We start from the raw sequence: 17,260 nt of genomic DNA on the forward strand, positions 1-17,260 counted from the left end.
CTCCCTATCACAGGTGAAGAGGCCCAGGCGCACGGCAGTTCACCCACTACTTGGGTGAGTCACCCACTACTTGGGTGAGGCCGCTCCCCGATGGTCATCCATCCGAACGCGCCAGTCACGGCCCACGGGCCAGCATACCGGCTATTACCCTGTCGCTCGTGAACGGCGTACAGATCTTGCTCATCGTCGGGGCCGGCATCGTCATCACCGCGGTCGCCCACCGGCGCAATCTGCAGCCCGGCCTGATCGTGGTGACATTGGCCGCAGCGGCGAGTTTTCTGCCCGGCATGCCGCGGCTCGAGCTCGAGAGCGAGGTGATGCTGGCCCTCGTGGTGCCGCCGTTGCTCTACTCGGCGACCCGGGGCGCGTCGTTCACCGCGTTCGGCCAGAACCTGCGCGCGATCATCAACCTGGGTGTGCTGCTGGTGCTGGGCACCGCGGCGGCGCTCGGGTTCCTGTCATCGTGGCTGCTGCCCACGATCGGCCTGGCCGCGGCGTTCGTCCTGGGCTCGGTGCTGGCACCGCCGGACACCATCACCACCGTGTCGCACGGCGAGGAGCTGGGGCTACCCCGCCGGGTCACCACGATCCTCACCGGCGAGAGCCTGGTCAACGACGCGACGGCGCTGACGCTCTTCACGATCGCGATCGGCGCGGTCAGCGGTGTGCACGCGAGCTGGGGCTCGGGCATCCGCGACTTCTTCTACAACGCCGGGGTGGGGCTGGCGATCGGTGCGGGTCTGGCCCTCATCACCCTCTGGGTACGCCGGATCCTGCGCAACCCGACCCTCGAAACCACCCTGGCCCTGCTGGTTCCGTTCACGGCATTCCTGCTCGCCGAACAGGTCCACGCCTCGGGCATCCTCGCCGTGGTCATGGCGGCGTTCTCGATCAGCATCAACACGTCACTGGACCCGCGGCACCAGTATCCGGGGGCGTACCGGACCCGCCTGCAGGAAGAGTCGTTCTGGCCGGTCATCGACTTCCTTCTGGAAACGTTCGTGTTCGCCTACATCGGCCTGCAACTCCGATTCGTCCTCGACGACCTCCGGCAATCAGAAGACCCAGGCCTCAGCCGTACGCTCATAGCGGCCGCGGTCCTCCTCCTCGCAGCAATCGTCATCAGAATCGCCGGCGTCTACGCCCTCTTCGGCCGCTGGCGCCTCAACGACCTCCTCAACAAACGCCGCCTGGCCCGCGACCCCGAATTCGCCCGCCGCCTCGAAGAACACCGCACCCGCCGCACCCGCGGTCGCAAACGCCTCGACACCCCACTGGGTGCCCCGAGCACCCGCGAAACCCTCGTCGTGAGCTGGACCGGTATGCGCGGAATCCTCACCCTGGCCGCCGCCGCAGGCATTCCGGAAACCACCGATTCCGGCGCGGAGTTCCCCGGCAGATCCGCCATCCAGGCCATCGCCCTCATCGTCACCCTCGGAACCCTCCTCATCCAGGGCACCACGATCCGCTTCCTGGTGAATTGGCTTCGATTGGACGTACGCGAAGAGCGCGAACAGTCCGCCGCCATGCGCCAGCACGCCAAGGACCTCGTCAACGCAGCCGCCACCGGCACCTCCGACGACGACTACGACAAACAACGAACAGCCCTCAGCCACGCAGTCACCGAAGGCACCGTCGACGAAGAAACCGCCAGATCCCTCATCAACGAAATCGACCTCCGCCAAGCCGCCCGCCACACCCTCACCTGACACCAAAGTGTCGTACACCTGTGCGATTATGGTCTCTGAGGAGGAGAAACAGTGAGCGGACTCCCGATGCACCCCCACCACCTCGGGCATACCATCGACGCCATGCCTGCGGAGCTCGATCAGCGAGTCGCTCTCGTGACCCTGCTGCGGCAACCCGGGGTCAAATGGGCCGACGTCACGGCCGAGCTGCTCGACAACGGCAGCGCGGTCGAGGTGCTGAACCGGCAGTTCGGCATTGGCGACACCCTCTTCCACGACAAGGCGGCACTCGACCGCGCTCTGACGGAGGCTGCCGCTCTCGTCGACGGGTGGGTGTCGGGCGGCATCGGTGTCCACTCACTCTTCGATGTCAGCTACCCCACGAGGCTGCGTGACGTTCATCAGGCGCCGCCATTGCTGTTCAGCCAAGGGACTCTGGCGCCCGACCGGCGGGCCGTTGCCGTAGTGGGAACCCGCAAGCCGACCGAGCGCGGAGCTCAGATGGCCGGCTGGATCGCGGGCGCACTGGCTGGGGACGGCATCACCGTCGTCTCAGGCCTCGCGGCGGGCATCGACACCGCAGCGCACACTGCCGCTCTGACAGCGGGCGGGCGGACAGTTGCGGTCATCGGCACCGGGATAACCCGCTATTACCCCGCCGAGAACCGTGCGCTCCAACGACGGATCGCGGCCGAGGGCCTGGTCATCAGCCAGTTCTGGCCCGACGCGGCCCCCACCAAGTTCTCATTTCCGATGCGGAATGCCGTAATGAGCGGCTACTCGGCGGCGACCGTCGTCGTGGAGGCCGAGTATCGAAGCGGCGCCCGGATGCAGGCACGGCTCGCATTGGAGCATGGCCGGCCAGTTGTACTCCCGGACGAATTGCTCGTGCATGACTGGGCACGCGACTACGCGACCAGGCCAGGCGTCCACGTCGTCCGCGACCCCGACGAGCTGGTGACGGTGGTCAACGAGATCGTTCGGCAGATACCCGACAGCCTTGGTGAATTCGTGTCCTGACTGACGATCGCTACTACTCTTCGTGTGACATACTTGTCGCATGCCTAGCTGTCAACCTGACAGTGCCGCGCATCGAGCCGCCCGGGTTGCACAGCAACGTGCGTTCCTCCGAAATCCTTTCCCTGCCGGCGGACATATCTGCCAGGTGTGCCGGGGAGCCTGCGGTGCCGGATGGACACTTGCCGTCCGACCCTCCGTGAATGCCCAGATCAATCTGCGCGCGCTCGGCAGCTCGTTTCTGAGCACCCACCACCGATGCTTCGCTGCCGCGTTAGGTGGCCCGTTCACCCACATCGCCACGGTTCCCTCCACGCGAGGGCGACGGGGACAGCATCCGCTCTACACGATCCTGGCCGGCGGTGTGCGGTTGCCGCACGTGCTCGCCACCGCAAACGATCGATATCCCGCCGACGACAGACAGTTCCATCCGGACAGATTCGCGGTGGACAGCCACTCCCTCGACGGTGTTCCTCGGGTGCTGGTCATCGACGACACCTGGACGACGGGAGCGAGAGTTCAGTCGCTCGCATTCGCGCTGAAGGCCGCAGGTGCGGTCAAGGTGGGGGCGGTCGTGCTCGGCAGGCACGTCAATCCCGCCGACGGTGTCAGATATGAGCACTACAGGTTATTCAACGAACGCCTTCGCAAAGCACCCGAGTTCGATGAGAGTCGCTGCTCAATGGGTGATGCCGGCGGTGAGGGCTTGGCCGGTGGGGGTTTGGTAGTAGAGGACTGAGCGGCCGGTGCGGCGGCGGTGGAGGAGGCCGGCGTTGAGGAGGATGCGGAGGTGGTTGCCGACTGCGCCGAGGGGCAGCCCGGTGACGGCGACGAGGTGGGTGGTGCTCAGCGGGGTGGCCAGGTGGGTGAGGATGGCGGCTCGGCCTGGGCCGAGGAGGCGGGCGAGGGCGTCCGGGGGCTTGGGGCTGTGGGGGACGAGGGCGCCGGAGCAGGGGTAGATCAGGGAGTAGCGGTGCGGGGGGCCGAAGCCGGCCCAGCCTCGGGCGGTGGTGGAGGGGATGAAGAGCAGGTGGGCGCCGGTGAGGTCGCGGGGTGGGTGGGCGTGGGCGTTGATCTGGAGGCGGCCTTCGCCGAGCCAGCGCAGGTCGTGGCGCAGGCCGTCCAGCGCTGAGGCCCAGCCGCCGGTGCTGAGGGACTGGGTGCGGGCGACGATGTCGGCTTCGAGGATGCGGGCGCGGCGGGGCCAGTCCGGGCGTACGGTCCGGTTCCAGATCCAGGTCATGATGTCGGCGATGCGGTCGGCGAGGTCGGGGATCCGCAGTTCGGCGGGTTCCTCCCCGCCGAGGCAATAGGCAAGATCAGCAAGCAGAACCTCTTGAGGGGTACGCCGTAAGCGCCCCACCTCCGCAGCGAAGTCCCCGGTCGACGGCGTGGTGAGGAAGTCAGCGATCCAGCCCGGCGCCTTCGCCGCGCGCGCGAAGCCGGCCGCAACAGGGTCCGCCGCGATCAGCGAGCGAAAGTCGGCCCGTGCGGCAGCGACATCGGTGATCTGCCCCGGCGCGGGCCGCCCACCCAGCAGAACCAGCAGCGCACCCACGGTCTCGCTGAGCGCTGACACCGCGAACCGGCTACGCGCAAGCACGTCCGCATCGATCAGCCAGACCCCCATGGTTTCGCCTCCCCGCGAAACTGTACGGCCCGGGCAGCCCGGCCATCGACACTCTGGCCGTGCGTACCTACCGCGAGTTGTTCCGTGTCCCCGAGTTCGCCACGTTGTTCACCTATTCCGCGTTGCAGGTCGCGGCGACCACGTTGGGCAGCCTCGCGCTCGGCACACTCGTCTACGACCGGACGGGTTCGCCGCTGCTCTCCGCGCTGAGCATGTTCGGGTCGTCGTTCGCCCAGGTGATCGGGGCGACGATGCTGCTCTCGATCGCCGACCGGGTGCCTCCCCGGGCGGCGGTAACGCTGATCGGTGTCACCTTCGGGCTGAGCAACCTGGCGCTCGCCCTGCCGGGGATGCCGCTGGCCGCCGCGTTCGCGATCATCTTCGGCACCGGCCTGGTCGCGTCGGTCGGTGCCGGCGTCCGCTGGGGTCTGCTCGGCGAGATCCTGCCCCCGGAGGGCTATCTGCTCGGCCGTTCCCTGTTCAACATCTCGGTCGGGACAATGCAGATCATCGGGTACGCCGTCGGCGGCTTGCTCGTCGTGCTGCTCTCCCCCAGGATCGCCCTGGTCATCGGCGGCCTGCTCTGCCTCACCGGCGCAACCGTCGCCCGGCTCGGCCTGACCCGGCGGCCACCCCGCGCGACCGGCCGCCCCTCGGTCCGGGCGACCTGGCAGGTCAATCGTCAGCTCTGGGCAACCCCGGCACGGCGGACCATCTTCCTGGCCCTCTGGGTGCCGAACGGCCTGGTCGTGGGAGCCGAAGCCCTCTTTGTTCCGTACGCCCGAAGCCACGCCGCCGCCCTCTTCATCGCGGCCGCGCTGGGCATGCTCGTCGGCGATCTGACCGCCGGCCGCCTGATCCCGCCCCGGCTCCGCCCCCGCTTCGTGACGCCCCTGCGACTGCTGCTCGCCGCGCCGTACCTGCTGTTCGCGCTTCCCCTCGACGCACCCGTGGCGGTGATCCTGGTGGCGGTCGCGTCGGCCGGCTACGGGGCGGGTCTGCTGTTGCAGGAACGACTGCTCGCCATCACCGGCCCGGAGATCAGGGGTCAGGCGCTGGGCCTGCAGAGCTCCGGAACCATGGCCATGCAGGCAGTCGGCGCGACGCTCGCCGGGCTCGTGGCGCAGCACCTGCCGGCCGGCGCCGCGATCGCCGCGATGGGTGCGGCGTCCTTGCTGGTCAGCATGGCGCTGACGCGGCCGCTGCGGGATCACTCAGTCCAGCGCGGCAGCCTTGCGGAGCAGCACTGACCGTTCGCGCTCGTTGGCGCACAGGCGGGCGGCCAGCTCCAGTTCGGCGCGGGCTTCCGGTCGCCGGTCGAGACGGGTGAGCAGCTCACCGCGTACCGTCGGAAGTAAATGCGACCCGGGAAGCCGGTCGGTGGCGATCAGCTCGTCCACGATGGCCAGGGCTTGCGCCGGACCGGTGGCCATGGCCACGGCGACCGCCCGGTTGAGCTCGACCACCGGAGAGGGCGCGACCCGGCCGAGCGCCTCGTAGAGCACCACGATCCGGTCCCAATCGGTTGCCTCGACCGAGGGTGCCGACGCGTGGACCGCGGCGATCGCAGCCTGCAGACCGTAGGGCCCGAGCCCACGAGGTGACGCCTTGGCCAGCGAGTCCAGCCCACGACGGATCGCCGACAGGTCCCACCGCCGCCGGTCCTGATCCTCCAGCAGGACCGGCGAACCGTCGGGGGCGGTCCGGGCCGGGAAGCGCGCGGCCGTCAGCTCGCACAGAGCGAGCAGCCCGTGCACCTCCGGCTCGGCCGGCTGCAGCGCGGCCAGCGTGCGGGCCAGCCTGATCGCCTCGTACGCGACCTCGGGTCGCACCAGCCGATCCCCCGACGTGGCCGTCGACCCCTCCGTGAAGATCACGTAGATGACGCTGAGCACCCCACCCAGCCGCTGCCGCCGCTCCCCGACCGGCGGCAATTCGAACGGCACCCCGGCCGCCGCGATCGTCTTCTTCCCCCGGGTGATCCGCGCCTGCACGGTCGGCACGGACACCAGGAACGCCCGGGCGATCTCCTCACTGGACAGACCGGCCACCACGCGCAGGGTCAACGCCACCCGGGCCTCGGGCGACAGCACCGGATGACAGCTGATGAACATCAACGCCAGCACGTCGTCGTCGATCCGGTCCGGGTCGGCTTCCACATCTTCTTCGATGGGCGCGGCCGCTATCAGCGCGTACCGGTCCTGCAGGGCGACCCGGCGGCGGATCGCGTCGATCGCCCGGCGCCGGGCAGTGGCCATCAGCCAACCCGCCGGGTTCGTCGGAGCCTCGACCGCCCACGACACCAGCGCCTCGGCCACCGCCTCCTGCGCCGCGTCCTCCGCCAGCCCGAAATCCCCGGTGAACCGGGTCAGCGCAGCAACGATCCGCGCCGACTCGATCCGCCAGACAGCCTCGACATCGACCGCACCCATCAGGCGCCGATCTCCGGAACCTCATCCTCGCCGGGCACACGCCGAACCTCGATCTTGGCCCCGCGCGCCACCGGCACCCGCTTGGCCCACTCCACGGCCTCTTCCTTCGAGGAGACGTCCACCAGGAAGAAGCCCCCGAACAGCTCCTTGGTCTCCCCGTACGGCCCGTCGGTCACCACCGGCACCTCGCCGCCGAAGTCGACCACCACACCCTTGCGAGCGTCATCAAGCCCCTCAGCCCCGACATAGACGCCGGCCTTGACCAGATCCTCGATGAACTGCCCGGTAGTCGTCATCAGCTCCTCGATGTTCGCCATCATCGCCGCGTTCGACTCGTCGGTCCCCCGCATGATCAGCATGTACTTCGACATCGCCATCTCCTCATCCAGCAGAACCGCCACCCGGCCCTCGCCCCCACACGTCGAACGAGCCAAGGCCAGATCGACACGCCCTTCCAAGAAAATTCTCACCGGGATGCGCGGGGTGACAAGCTGTCGAGGATGTAGTCGAGGCCGGTGGTGAAGATGACTTCCTGCCGGTCAGCGGCATGCGGGACGTGCGCCTCCCGCACCACGCGGATGAATCGCGGGTATCGGCCGCTCTTCTCGATCGAGTCCATGTAGGGGCCGAGGACGCGACCCCACTCCTGGTCATCGAGGCCGGCCCGTTGCAGGGCCTGCTGCTCGGCCAGTTCCCGGATGGCGAAGCCGCGGACGAAGGCATGCAGGATCTCGCTGGCGACGAGCATCTCGTCGATGGTGAGCTCCAGGTCGTCCAGGGCGGTCAGGCCGTACTCGACCCAGGCGAGGGAGTTCGGTCCGAAGTTGGGCCGTCCCGCTGCGACGCCGGCCATCCAGGGATGTCGCAGGATGGACCCGCGGATGCGGTGCGCCAGCGCGGTGAGGTCGCTGCGCCAGTCACCGCCCGGTGGTGGCGGTGGGCCGTCCTCGCCCTCGACCCAGTCGACCATCAGATCGTAGATCTCGTCCTTGCTGCCGACATAGCCGTACAGCGATGCCGTCCCGACCTCCAGCGCTGTCGCCATCTTGCGCATCGACACCGCCTCGAGCCCCTCGGCGTCGGCGAGGGCGACACCGGCTGCGGCTATCTGCCGCCGGCTTGTCGACGGGGCCGGCCCCTTGGTGGCACGCTCCGCGCGAGCCCAGACGAGCTCACGCGGCCGAGATGAGCCTTTCTGGCGTTCCGTCGGCAATGTCACTCCCCGCTTGCAAAGGTGTTGTCGAGACGTACATTAATCCACGTACTCCGAACGGTGTTCGGAGAAGAGAGAGGGAGACCGCCATGGCACTTCACGACCAGCCGGCCTACATCATCAAGATGCGCGCCAAGCCCGGACTCGGCGACAAGCTGTTCGAGCTCGCCACCGCCGGCATGCAGAAATCGGGATCCTCCGACCGGTTCATCATCGCCCGCGAGGACGACGACCCGGACGTGCTGTGGAACATGGAGGTGTTCAAGTCCGAGGAGGCCAAGGCCGGCTACGAGGACAGCCCCCTCGCGGACGAACTCCGCGATGAGATCATCGGGCTGCTGGCCGAGCCGCCGATGCGCGTCGCCGTTCACCCGTACTCCGCCGCACCGGTCGCCTGAACTCCGCATGCCGGCAGCCCGCCGCGGTAGCTTCGCGGCGGGCCGTGTCCTCGCACGTCATGGGGGTCGTGCCGACGGTCAGGAAACTGTGTCGGGGCGGGTGAGGAGGGTTTTGTACCAGTCGGCGTCGGGGGAGTTCGTGGCCGGGAAGTTGGCCAGGGGGTCGGTGGCGAGGGAGGCGGAGTCGAAGTCCCAGGCTCGGGCGGTGAGGCCGGACTGGCGGGCGGAGATGATGAAGGATTTGTTCGAGGCGGTGGCGGCCCAGAAGAGGGCGCCGTCCTTGAGCTCGGTGGTGTCGCCGGACTGGTATTCGACGAAGGCCAGTTGGGTGTAGCGGATGCGGGCGGCCGCGGGCGCGCGGTCGGTGGTCGCGGTGAGGGTGCCGGGCGAGACCGTGACCGTACGGCCTGCCGTGCCGGCCGTGGTGGTGGGGAAGCGGGCGTCCGTGGTGGTGGCGTGGGCTCCCCAGGTGATGGTGGAGGCGCCGGCCGTGGCTTTCCAGTCCCAGTTCTGGGAGCTGTTCTGGCTCTGGTGGATCTCGCGGAAGGCGGTGCCGGCCGGGTCGGTGAAGGCGACCGTGGGGAGCACGCCGGTGTCGTACTTCGCGGAGGCCGACCAGGTGATCTCGCCGGCAGCGTCCAGGTGGCCGATGCGGGACCAGAGGTTGGTGCCGGTCGGGGCCTGGTGCACCTCGACGAGGGTGCCGTCGTTGTTGAGGGCCACGGCGGGGTTCTTGCCGGTGTCGTATCGGCCGTGGCGCTGCCAGGTCAGGTGGCCGTCCGTGCCGTAGGTGCCGGTCCAGTACCAGAGGACGCCGGAGCCGTTGTCGTGGACTTCGACGATCCGGCCGGCGGCGTTGATCGCGATCGCCGGGTTGCTGCCGGTGTCGCGTTTGTAGCCGGTGCGGGCCGTGGCGCTGCCGGAGAGCACGGTCAGGACGCGGCCGCGCAGGGAGCCGATCGCGGGCAGCGCGCCGGGAGTGTCCAGCGAGCGGATGAGGCGGGTGCCGAAGACGTCCGCGAGCTGCTGGTTCAGGGCGCCGAGATTGCCCGTCGCCGCCGTGGCCCGGGTGGTCAGGTCATCCTTGAGGTCCAGCATGACGGTGATCGGGGACGCTGCGGGGTGCGCCGCCGACCACGTGTTCACCGTGGTCAGCCAGTCGCCCAGGTGGTCGCCGGCCGGGTTGCCACCGGCGTGGTCGACCTGGTCACCTGCGGAGTTGTGGCCGATCCGGTAGTCGCCGGCGCTCGCGTAGTCGCCGCTCCAGATGTCGAATTCGAGGAACCGTACGCCCGAGTCGAGCTGGTGCGGGATCGAGCCGCGGGTGCCGGCGATGTTGCCCGAGTACGAGTTGTGCGTCGCCCGCGAAACCGCTGAGGCGAACGGCAGATCATCAAGCGGGGCGGCGTTGGCGGCGGCCGGGACGGCGATGAGCGCTGCACTGAGGAGCGCCGCACCCATCCGGCGGAGATCGGTCATGCGGTCGACCCTAGAAGCTATCGCCGCACATCGATATAAGCGGAATCGAACGAGAAATGAACGTCAGACCCGGAAACGCTCCGCCACCGTACGCAGCTCGCCCGCGACCCGGTTCAGCTGACTGACCGCGTCATCGGCCTCGACCAGCGTGCTGCTGGTCAGCTCCGCCGACTGCGCGACGCCGTTGATGTTGGCGGCGATGGTGGAGCTACCACCGGCTGCCTCGCCGATGCTGCGGCTCATCTCCGCGGTCGTGGCGGTCTGCTCCTCGACCGCGGAGGCGATGGTGACCTGGTAGTCGTTGATGCGCTGGATGATCTGGGAGATCTCGCCGATCGCCTCGACCGCGCTGGAGGTGTCCGCCTGGATCGTCTCGACCCGGCGGGAGATGTCCTCGGTGGCCCGGGCGGTCTCCTGGGCGAGATCCTTGACCTCGGAGGCGACCACGGCGAAGCCCTTGCCGGCATCGCCCGCGCGAGCGGCCTCGATGGTCGCGTTGAGGGCGAGCAGGTTGGTCTGCTCGGCGATCGCGGTGATCACCTTGACCACGTCGCCGATCTCCGCGGAGGACGTGCCGAGCTTCGCGACCGTCTCGTTGGTGCTCTGGGCGACGCCCACCGCGCTCGAGGCGACCTGGGCCGCGTTGTTGGCGTTCTGAGCGATCTCGCGGATCGAGGCGCCCATCTCGTCGCTGCCGGCGGCCACCGACTGGACAGAGCCGGAGACGTCGCCGGCAGCTCCGGCCACCAGACCGGCCTGGGCAGCGGCCTCGCGGGCGCTTTCGCCGATGCGGACGGTGATGCTGGTCAGTTGCTGGGTGCTGGTGCCGAGGTCATGGGCTCCCCCGGTGAGCTGGGCGACGGTGGAGCGCAGGCCTTCGCGGGCCTGGTTGACGGCGACCGCCATCCGGCCGAGCTCGTCGCGCGAGCGGACCTGCGCGGCGATGGTGAGGTCGCTGTCCGCAACCGCGCCGAGCGCCGCCGCCACCGTGGCGAGCTGCCGTTTGATGACCGCGACCACGAACGCGGTGAGGGCGGCGGCGAGCAGCACACCCGCGACGAGGGCGACGATGATGAACCAACGGGACGAGGTCGCGGAACTGGCAGCCCTGGCGGCCAGGGCATCGGCCTCGGTGTCCTCGGACTTCTGCAGGTCGGCGACGGACTTGTTGACGGCTTCCTCGGATGCGGTGAGCTGAGGGAGTTGCTGGTCCGCCGCGGGCATCGTGAAGGTGGACGGGGCCGATTCGCCGAAGAGCAGCACGTTGCGCAGCACCCGATAGGTGTTCATCGCGGTGGTGAAGTCGGTCAGGCTCTTGAGCCGGGTCGGCGAGTCCGCGGCGATTGCCTGATATTGGGTCACGGCGGCGTCGACCTTCGCGTCCGCGGCGGTCGTGTCGTCGCGGCCCTCCTTCTTCGCGGCAGCATCCGCGCCGAGCTGGAAGATGAGCATGCCGCGGAACATGTCGGAGATGCCGCCGCGCATCTCGGCGACCTGCTGGAGGCTGTCGACATGGTCGGCTTTCATGATCGCGAGGTCGTTGCGCAGGTCATTGACCCGGTACAGGGCGATGATGCCGACCACGATCGCCACCACGCCCATGGCCATCGCCGGCATAGCGCTTTTGACGACCATGCTCCGGTCGGCCAGCCAGCCGACGCCGGGAGGCCGGTTGACGGTTACCTGAACGCGACTGCTCGACTGGGCCTTGGGCACGTTCCGATCATCCCGCCCGGGCGGGATGAACTCAGGCGAAACGACAAAGACGGTCAGCGCACCACGAAGTGGATCACTTCGGCGTCACCGACCTGCCAGCCCTCCACCACGAGCGCCACATAACGGGCCTGAGCTGCGAGGGGACCGTATTCGAGCCCGTCCGGGGAGCTGTCGATCCGGTGCGGGCGCTGCTCACCGCGCTCCGACCAGGCCACCCGCACGTCGCTGATGGCGTGGACCGCGCCGAGGTCGACGACCATCCGCCCGCTCTCGCCGGGACGCCAGGATGTGCGCGGGTCGCCGTCGACGGCGTTCTCCGGGGAAGTCATCCCCGCGGGAAGCGGCGAGGTGGGGAACGTGGTCCGGCCCCGGGAAAGGTCGGCGACGGGGGTGATCGGCACGTCGGGGACGGTCACGGTGCGTGATTTTCCGGCGGGTACGCGAACGGTGGAAGACCATTTGCCACAACGCAGAGTGACCACCGCGCGGGTCTTCGGGGGTGCCGTCACGGTGACCCGGTGCGAATCGGCCACCTGGAACGTCGTCCCCGCCGGGGGGTTGCCCTCGGTCCGGAAGCGCGGCGGCTCGACCCGGGCGCTGGCGGCGTCGAGGCTCACCGGCCACTCCAGTCCGTCCTTGGTCACCATCTGGGTGCCGACGTAGAGCCATTGCCGGGACGGGAGCCGCACGGTCACGTCGACGGCCGGGTGGGGTGTCAGGTTGAAGATGCTCAGGAAGCCGTCGGCGTCGCTGACCGACAGCCCCTTGGCGGCCGGCATCGGGCGGGCCGCGGACCGGGCGAGGTCGCGGCCTCCGCCCGAATAGCCCTCGATGATCGGCGCCGGCGCGCTGACGCCGGTCGCGGAGACCGTGATCTTGCCCTTGCCGCCGTGCGTGACGAGCCCCGCACGCCCGTCGATGTTCACCCAGCGCGACACCGTCCGTGTCTCCGGCAGGACCGCGGCGTCGGTCCAGGTGACGGCGTCGGTCGAGGTCTGGATGACGAACTTCTTGCCGTACGCGGACTCCCACGTGATCCGGACCCCGGCGACCTTCACGGGCGATCCGAGGTCGACGGCGAGCCAGCTGTCCTCGCGGGTCCGTTCCTCGCGGTTCACGGCCCAGCGGGTCTCCGGGTTGCCGTCGGTGGCGTTGCGTGCCGGATACCAGACGTCCTCCGACGACGCGATCGGCATCGCACCCTGGGCCAGGTCGGCGCCGCGCACGTCGAGCACCCGCAGCGTCCAGATCGAGTAGCCGTACTCGGTGGCGGGCTCACGGCCGAGCATCCGGACATAGCGGGCCACCCGCGGGGTGAACGTGATGTCGCTGCCGTCGATCTGGTCGGTCAGCTCGGCCTTGCCACCCGCGTAGGTGAAGGTGCGGTAGCCGTCGAGACCTGGAACGCCGGGCACGCTCAGGTTGAACAGGGACAGGCTGCCCTCGCCGCTCAGGCCGGTGCTCGCGTAGACAACCGTGCCGGTCGGCAGCGTGGTGAAGCCCGCGTAACCGTCGTCCACGGCGAGCACGGTCGCGGTCGCGTGGGTGCCGTCGCGATTCTTCTGGTACGCCTTCGTCCAGCGCTGCGTCGCGATGACGTCCGCGGGCAGGAACACCGGGTCCCGGCTGTCGACGAGCCAGTTGTCGTGCCCCGGCTGCCAGAGGAAGCGGACGAAGCCCGGCTTGGTGACAGCGCCCGCGAACGCCGCCTGGTTCTGGTGCGCGAGGAGACCGATGTCCTCGCCGAAGTCGCGGGTGCCCCGGGCGTTGGCGAAGAACTGCTGCACGGAGACCGGCTGCACCGGCGCGGCCCGCAACCGATGGAAGAGGTACGCAACGGCGAGCTCGGCGCGCGCCTCGGGCTCGTACTTCTCCTGGTCGCTGAGCTTGGTCAGCCGGTACTTCGGCTCGTAACGCACATAGTGCAGCAGCCGCTCGGCGAGCTCCGCCTCGGCGCGGGCGGCGTCCCGGTCGCCCTGGACCTGGGCGAGGTACGCGAGCGGCAGCACGTCGCGGCCGTACAGGTGATAGCGGTCGGCGGCCATCGGCAGGACCGGCTCGCCGGCATCGCTGGCCAGCAGCCGCAGGGTCCGCCACAGCTGATCGCCGTTGGGCTGGTGGATCAGCACCTGGGGCAGCGGCTGCTTCGCCACCAGGAAGTGGATGGCCGCGCGCCCCGCCGTGCGCCAGAGCTCGGCCTGCGCATACGGATCCGCGGACCCGTTGTGCTCCACGATGAAACTGTCGTGCAGGTTGCGCGCGGTCAGCAGCTGGTCGATGCGTTCCCCGTCGACCACCGCCGGGTTGGCGCGGTCCGCGACGGGCAGGCCGCTCGCGTTGGCCCGCCAGAGCAGGAAACGGTCACGCCAGTCCGGCGCCGAGGCGTTGTCACCGGCCCAGGCGAGACCCGGTGCGAGGGCCTGCGCGTAGACACCCATGTCGGCGAGCTTGGTGTCGCCCTTCCACGCGCCGGTGATGCCGTTGGGGCTGCGGCCGTCGCTGAGGGGGTCGTCACGGGTGCCCAGGGCGTACGCGTAAGCAGCCTGCCCCTCGGCGATCGCCTGCACGTTGGCGCGGGTGGCCGGGTCGAGGTCCTTCCAGAGCAGCCGGGCCGCGAGCACGAAGTAGAGCTCGAACGTCGAGTCCCAGAACAGCTGTTTGCCCCACTCGGTGCCACCGACGATCCGGTTGGTCGCCGAGTAGCGCTGGATCGTAGCGACCGTCCTGGCCCGCAACGTGTCAGCGTCGATGCCGGTCGACCGCGCGTCGTAGTCGTCGAGACCGAGCAGGACGGCGTTGCCGAGCACGACGGTGAACCGGAAGTCGGCGGCCCGGTATGCCCCGATCGAGGTATCCCACTGCTGCTCGACCCACTGGGTGTGCACGTGCAACAGCTGCCGGTAGATATCGGCGACCGGGTCCTTCGCGGCGGGAGCGGCCGGAGCGGCCGCCGCCGATCCGGCCGGCAGAGCCGCAACGGCGCTGGTCATGCCGGTGAGGCCGGCCAGCGTGAGGACGCTGCGGCGGGACATCGGCAACAAGGGGACCTCCCCGGCGGATCAGGATGGCCTAGACAGGCTTCACTTCAGCGCCAAAGCCTGTCAAATCAACCTTTGATCACATCGCCTACTCTCGCAGCGTGGACACCCTGGACGTCATTCTCACTGTGGCAAAGATCGCCGTCGCTTTGCTGTGGTGGGTGATGTCGGTCATGCAACTGGTCCGGGCCCGCCGGACACCGGGCCCGGACGTCGTGTGGCGCGGCAACCTGCTCCCCGAGGGCAGGCTGATGGCGTACGCGGGGTTCTTCTTCTCGGGTTTCTGGACGCTCTACGTGATCTACGACTTCGTCGAGAACAACACCGTCCAGCTGGCCCTGATGATCGGCGGGATCGCGATGATCGGTGCCGGCATCGTGATGTTCAGCGTCCGTAACCGCCGCATCAAGGCGCGTGCGGCGGCTACGGACTGATCAACGGCCCGCGTACGTGCGGACGTAGTCGAACGTGCCGGTGGCGCCGGTGGTGTTCATCGAGACCAGGCCGATCTTCAACGGTCCACCGCGGGGGAAGGACCAGGCGCCGCCCCACTCCCAGGTGATGCCGTCGGTGCTGGACGCCATGCGGATGTCGTTGGCGTTGTTCGCCGCGTCGTAGTGGTACGCGAGCCGCAGCCATTCGGTGGGCGTCGCCGGGCCGCCGAACATCGGGCCGGAGAAGACCTGACCGGTCGAGACCCGGGTGTGCTCCTTGGTGAACTCGGTGGTCTGCTGCACCGCTGCCGGCCCGTACGTCGTCAGTGGCAGCACCGAGTGGACCAGTTTCACGAACTTGTCGTCGGTCTCGTAGAGCACCAGACCGGCCTGCTGGTTGCCACGCGTGCCGTCGAACGTCAACTTGGTCTCCACCAGGAAGTCCCCGGCCGGCGCGTCGCGAGTGAGCACCGACGCCGAGTTGTCGCCCTGATACAGCTCGGCACCCTGGGTCGGCCAGACCAGTGCACCGCCGCTGACCGTCGCGCCCGGATTGCCCCGGACCCAGCTCCAGCCCGGACCAACTGCCAAGCCATTGAATTCATCCGAGTACGCCGTGAGCGCCGCGCCCACAACCGGATCGTTGACGCGCCTCGTAACCGGGCGGTAGAGCGGCGCCGCACCGAGATTGTCGACGTCAGCGGCCCCCGAGCGGGAGACCGCACCGATCCGCCCGGACGTGTACCCCGCCGGCACGGTGACGTTCACCGAGGCGACCGCGTCGTGCAGCCGATCCGCGGAAACCTCGGCGTAGAGGACGTTCCCGCGCTTCTCGATCACCACGGAATGCCACGAGTTGTAGTTGAAGTTGGCCGGCAGCGCCGCTCTGGTAACCGAAGACCCCACCGTGACAACAAACTGCTGGGTGGCACTGTCGAGCACGGCGGTGATCTGCCGGACGCCCGACTGCCACACGATGCCGGCCGACTGGCCACGCACATCGCCCTCGACACGGACGTCGCCGCTGACCGTCGCATTGCTCAGGACCGTGGACGGCGTTGACGTGGTCAGGTGACCGTCCACGAGGGACCAGTTGGTGCCGAAGCCGGCGGTCGAGCCGAACGTGCTGCCGACCGTCCAGGTGGTCACCGGCGCGGTCTGCGGGCCTGCGGACGGCCCGGCTCCCGCGTTCACCACGGGCCAGCCGCCGATCCAGTCGAGCCGGTCGATCAGCATCGGGCGGCGGGTCAGGTTCAGCGTGGCGCCGTTGGCCCCGGTGATCGGCGGGAAGTCCGGGTTCGTCTCCGCGATCCCGTGGTAGACGAGCCAGTCCTGGCCGGCCAGGTCCGTGGTGATCGAGTTGTGGCCCGGTCCCACCCAGCCGTTGCCGTTGGCCGCGACGACGATGCCGTCCTTGCTGGTGGCGTCGAGCAGGTTCAGGCCGCTCGGGCTGGTGAACGGGCCGGTCGGCGACGTGGCTCGCCCGACCTTCGTGACGTATCCGCTGAACGCGCCGTCACAGCAGCCGCCATCGGAATAGAACAGGTAGTAGTAGCCGCCGCGGTGCACGACGAAGCCACCCTCCGCGCGGCGTCCGCGGGCGATGGTGGTGACCTCGCCGGTGAGAGCGGTCGCCGTGTCGTTCATCCGGGACACGCAGATCGTGTCGTAGCTGCCCCAGTAGAGGTAGTACGAGCCGTCGGTGTCCTGGAACATCGCCTGGTCGATGGTCCCGCTCGGGCAGCCGCTCCCGTTGGCCACGATCTGGCCGCGGTCGGTCCACGGCCCCGCCGGGTTCGCGCTGGTGACCAGGCCGATGCCACCGGTGGAGAGCGAGTACGTCAGGTGGTACTCGTTGTTGAAGTACCGGATGTCGGGGGCCCACTGCCGCGCGGCGGCCGGCCACCAGGACGGCTTGGCGGTCAGCGCGAAGACATCACCGGCGTACGTCCAGTGGACCAGGTCGGTGGAGCTCAGGGTCGGCAGGATGTGCTCACCGGTCTCCCCCGCGCTGTTGAAGATCGGGTTCGTGGTGCCGTACGCGTACCACTTGCCGTCCTTCGCCTTGATGGTCGCGGGGTCGGGGAACGTGTCGACCGTGCCGGCGGTGACGGGGTTCGCATAGGTGGCTGCCCGCGGAGAGGCCGAGGCCGGGGACGCCACGAGAACCAGGAGTAGGGACAGCAGGGCGGGGGTTTTACGCATCCGTGCGTTT

14 protein-coding genes and 1 riboswitch are annotated in these 17,260 nt (G+C 69.1%); of the genes, 6 read left to right on the forward strand and 8 right to left on the reverse strand.

Annotated elements, in window-relative coordinates:
* Nucleotides 1–14: 14 nt before the first annotated feature.
* Nucleotides 15–129: riboswitch (ZMP/ZTP riboswitch) on the reverse strand.
* A gap of 29 nt (nucleotides 130–158) precedes the next feature.
* The 3 genes from Ahu01nite_RS12710 (at nucleotide 159) to Ahu01nite_RS12720 (ending at nucleotide 3,444) form a co-directional block, all read left to right on the forward strand.
* Complete coding sequence (locus Ahu01nite_RS12710) at nucleotides 159–1,709, forward strand: cation:proton antiporter (RefSeq protein ID WP_203836681.1); 1,551 nt, start codon at nucleotides 159–161, stop codon at nucleotides 1,707–1,709.
* A 102-nt stretch (nucleotides 1,710–1,811) separates the two neighbouring features.
* The gene (locus Ahu01nite_RS12715; RefSeq protein WP_203836682.1) at nucleotides 1,812–2,708 is read left to right on the forward strand and encodes a DNA-processing protein DprA; all 897 of its coding nucleotides are present in this window, start codon (nucleotides 1,812–1,814) and stop codon (nucleotides 2,706–2,708) included.
* Nucleotides 2,709–2,904: 196 nt separating this feature from the next.
* Nucleotides 2,905–3,444 carry a phosphoribosyltransferase gene (locus Ahu01nite_RS12720; RefSeq protein ID WP_239158806.1) on the forward strand — a complete coding sequence of 180 codons (540 nt, stop codon included), beginning with the start codon at nucleotides 2,905–2,907 and terminating at the stop codon, nucleotides 3,442–3,444.
* Here the strand turns inward: Ahu01nite_RS12720 and Ahu01nite_RS12725 are convergent.
* Nucleotides 3,385–4,335, reverse strand: a complete 951-nt coding sequence (locus Ahu01nite_RS12725) for an ArsR/SmtB family transcription factor (RefSeq protein ID WP_203836684.1) — start codon at nucleotides 4,333–4,335, stop codon at nucleotides 3,385–3,387. The genes Ahu01nite_RS12720 and Ahu01nite_RS12725 overlap by 60 nt on opposite strands.
* 59 nt (nucleotides 4,336–4,394) lie before the next feature.
* Here Ahu01nite_RS12725 and Ahu01nite_RS12730 point away from each other — a divergent pair, with 59 nt between their 5' ends.
* The gene (locus Ahu01nite_RS12730) at nucleotides 4,395–5,585 is read left to right on the forward strand and encodes an MFS transporter (RefSeq protein WP_203836685.1); all 1,191 of its coding nucleotides are present in this window, start codon (nucleotides 4,395–4,397) and stop codon (nucleotides 5,583–5,585) included.
* Here the strand turns inward: Ahu01nite_RS12730 and Ahu01nite_RS12735 are convergent.
* The 3 genes from Ahu01nite_RS12735 to Ahu01nite_RS12745 form a co-directional block, all read right to left on the reverse strand.
* Nucleotides 5,550–6,767, reverse strand: coding sequence for an RNA polymerase sigma factor (locus Ahu01nite_RS12735; RefSeq protein ID WP_203836686.1), 1,218 nt, complete (start codon nucleotides 6,765–6,767; stop codon nucleotides 5,550–5,552). The genes Ahu01nite_RS12730 and Ahu01nite_RS12735 overlap by 36 nt on opposite strands.
* Nucleotides 6,767–7,168, reverse strand: a complete 402-nt coding sequence (locus Ahu01nite_RS12740; protein ID WP_239158807.1) for a YciI family protein — start codon at nucleotides 7,166–7,168, stop codon at nucleotides 6,767–6,769. The genes Ahu01nite_RS12735 and Ahu01nite_RS12740 overlap by 1 nt, the downstream gene beginning before the upstream one ends.
* Before the next feature lie 65 nt (nucleotides 7,169–7,233).
* Complete coding sequence (locus Ahu01nite_RS12745) at nucleotides 7,234–7,980, reverse strand: TetR/AcrR family transcriptional regulator (protein ID WP_203836687.1); 747 nt, start codon at nucleotides 7,978–7,980, stop codon at nucleotides 7,234–7,236.
* Nucleotides 7,981–8,069: 89 nt separating this feature from the next.
* Here Ahu01nite_RS12745 and Ahu01nite_RS12750 point away from each other — a divergent pair, with 89 nt between their 5' ends.
* Nucleotides 8,070–8,378 (forward strand): putative quinol monooxygenase, encoded by a 309-nt coding sequence (locus tag Ahu01nite_RS12750; protein WP_203836688.1) that lies wholly within the window; start codon nucleotides 8,070–8,072, stop codon nucleotides 8,376–8,378.
* Nucleotides 8,379–8,456: 78 nt separating this feature from the next.
* On the opposite strand, the gene Ahu01nite_RS12755 is transcribed toward Ahu01nite_RS12750, so the two are convergent.
* The 3 genes from Ahu01nite_RS12755 to Ahu01nite_RS12765 form a co-directional block, all read right to left on the reverse strand.
* Complete coding sequence (locus Ahu01nite_RS12755; RefSeq protein ID WP_203836689.1) at nucleotides 8,457–9,857, reverse strand: phosphatidylinositol-specific phospholipase C domain-containing protein; 1,401 nt, start codon at nucleotides 9,855–9,857, stop codon at nucleotides 8,457–8,459.
* Nucleotides 9,858–9,920: 63 nt separating this feature from the next.
* A complete protein-coding gene (locus Ahu01nite_RS12760; protein WP_203836690.1) occupies nucleotides 9,921–11,573 on the reverse strand; it encodes a methyl-accepting chemotaxis protein in 1,653 nt (550 codons plus the stop codon).
* 53 nt (nucleotides 11,574–11,626) lie between these two features.
* Nucleotides 11,627–14,605, reverse strand: coding sequence for a discoidin domain-containing protein (locus tag Ahu01nite_RS12765; protein WP_239158808.1), 2,979 nt, complete (start codon nucleotides 14,603–14,605; stop codon nucleotides 11,627–11,629).
* A 107-nt stretch (nucleotides 14,606–14,712) separates the two neighbouring features.
* Between Ahu01nite_RS12765 and Ahu01nite_RS12770 the strand changes: the two genes are divergently transcribed.
* Nucleotides 14,713–15,045 (forward strand): hypothetical protein, encoded by a 333-nt coding sequence (locus tag Ahu01nite_RS12770; RefSeq protein ID WP_203836691.1) that lies wholly within the window; start codon nucleotides 14,713–14,715, stop codon nucleotides 15,043–15,045.
* Here the strand turns inward: Ahu01nite_RS12770 and Ahu01nite_RS12775 are convergent, their stop codons facing one another.
* Nucleotides 15,046–17,250 (reverse strand): family 43 glycosylhydrolase, encoded by a 2,205-nt coding sequence (locus Ahu01nite_RS12775; RefSeq protein ID WP_203836692.1) that lies wholly within the window; start codon nucleotides 17,248–17,250, stop codon nucleotides 15,046–15,048. It lies immediately after the preceding gene.
* Nucleotides 17,251–17,260 lie beyond the last annotated feature (10 nt).

The sequence above is a fragment of the Winogradskya humida genome, assembly GCF_016862215.1.
Lineage (GTDB): Bacteria > Actinomycetota > Actinomycetes > Mycobacteriales > Micromonosporaceae > Actinoplanes > Actinoplanes humidus.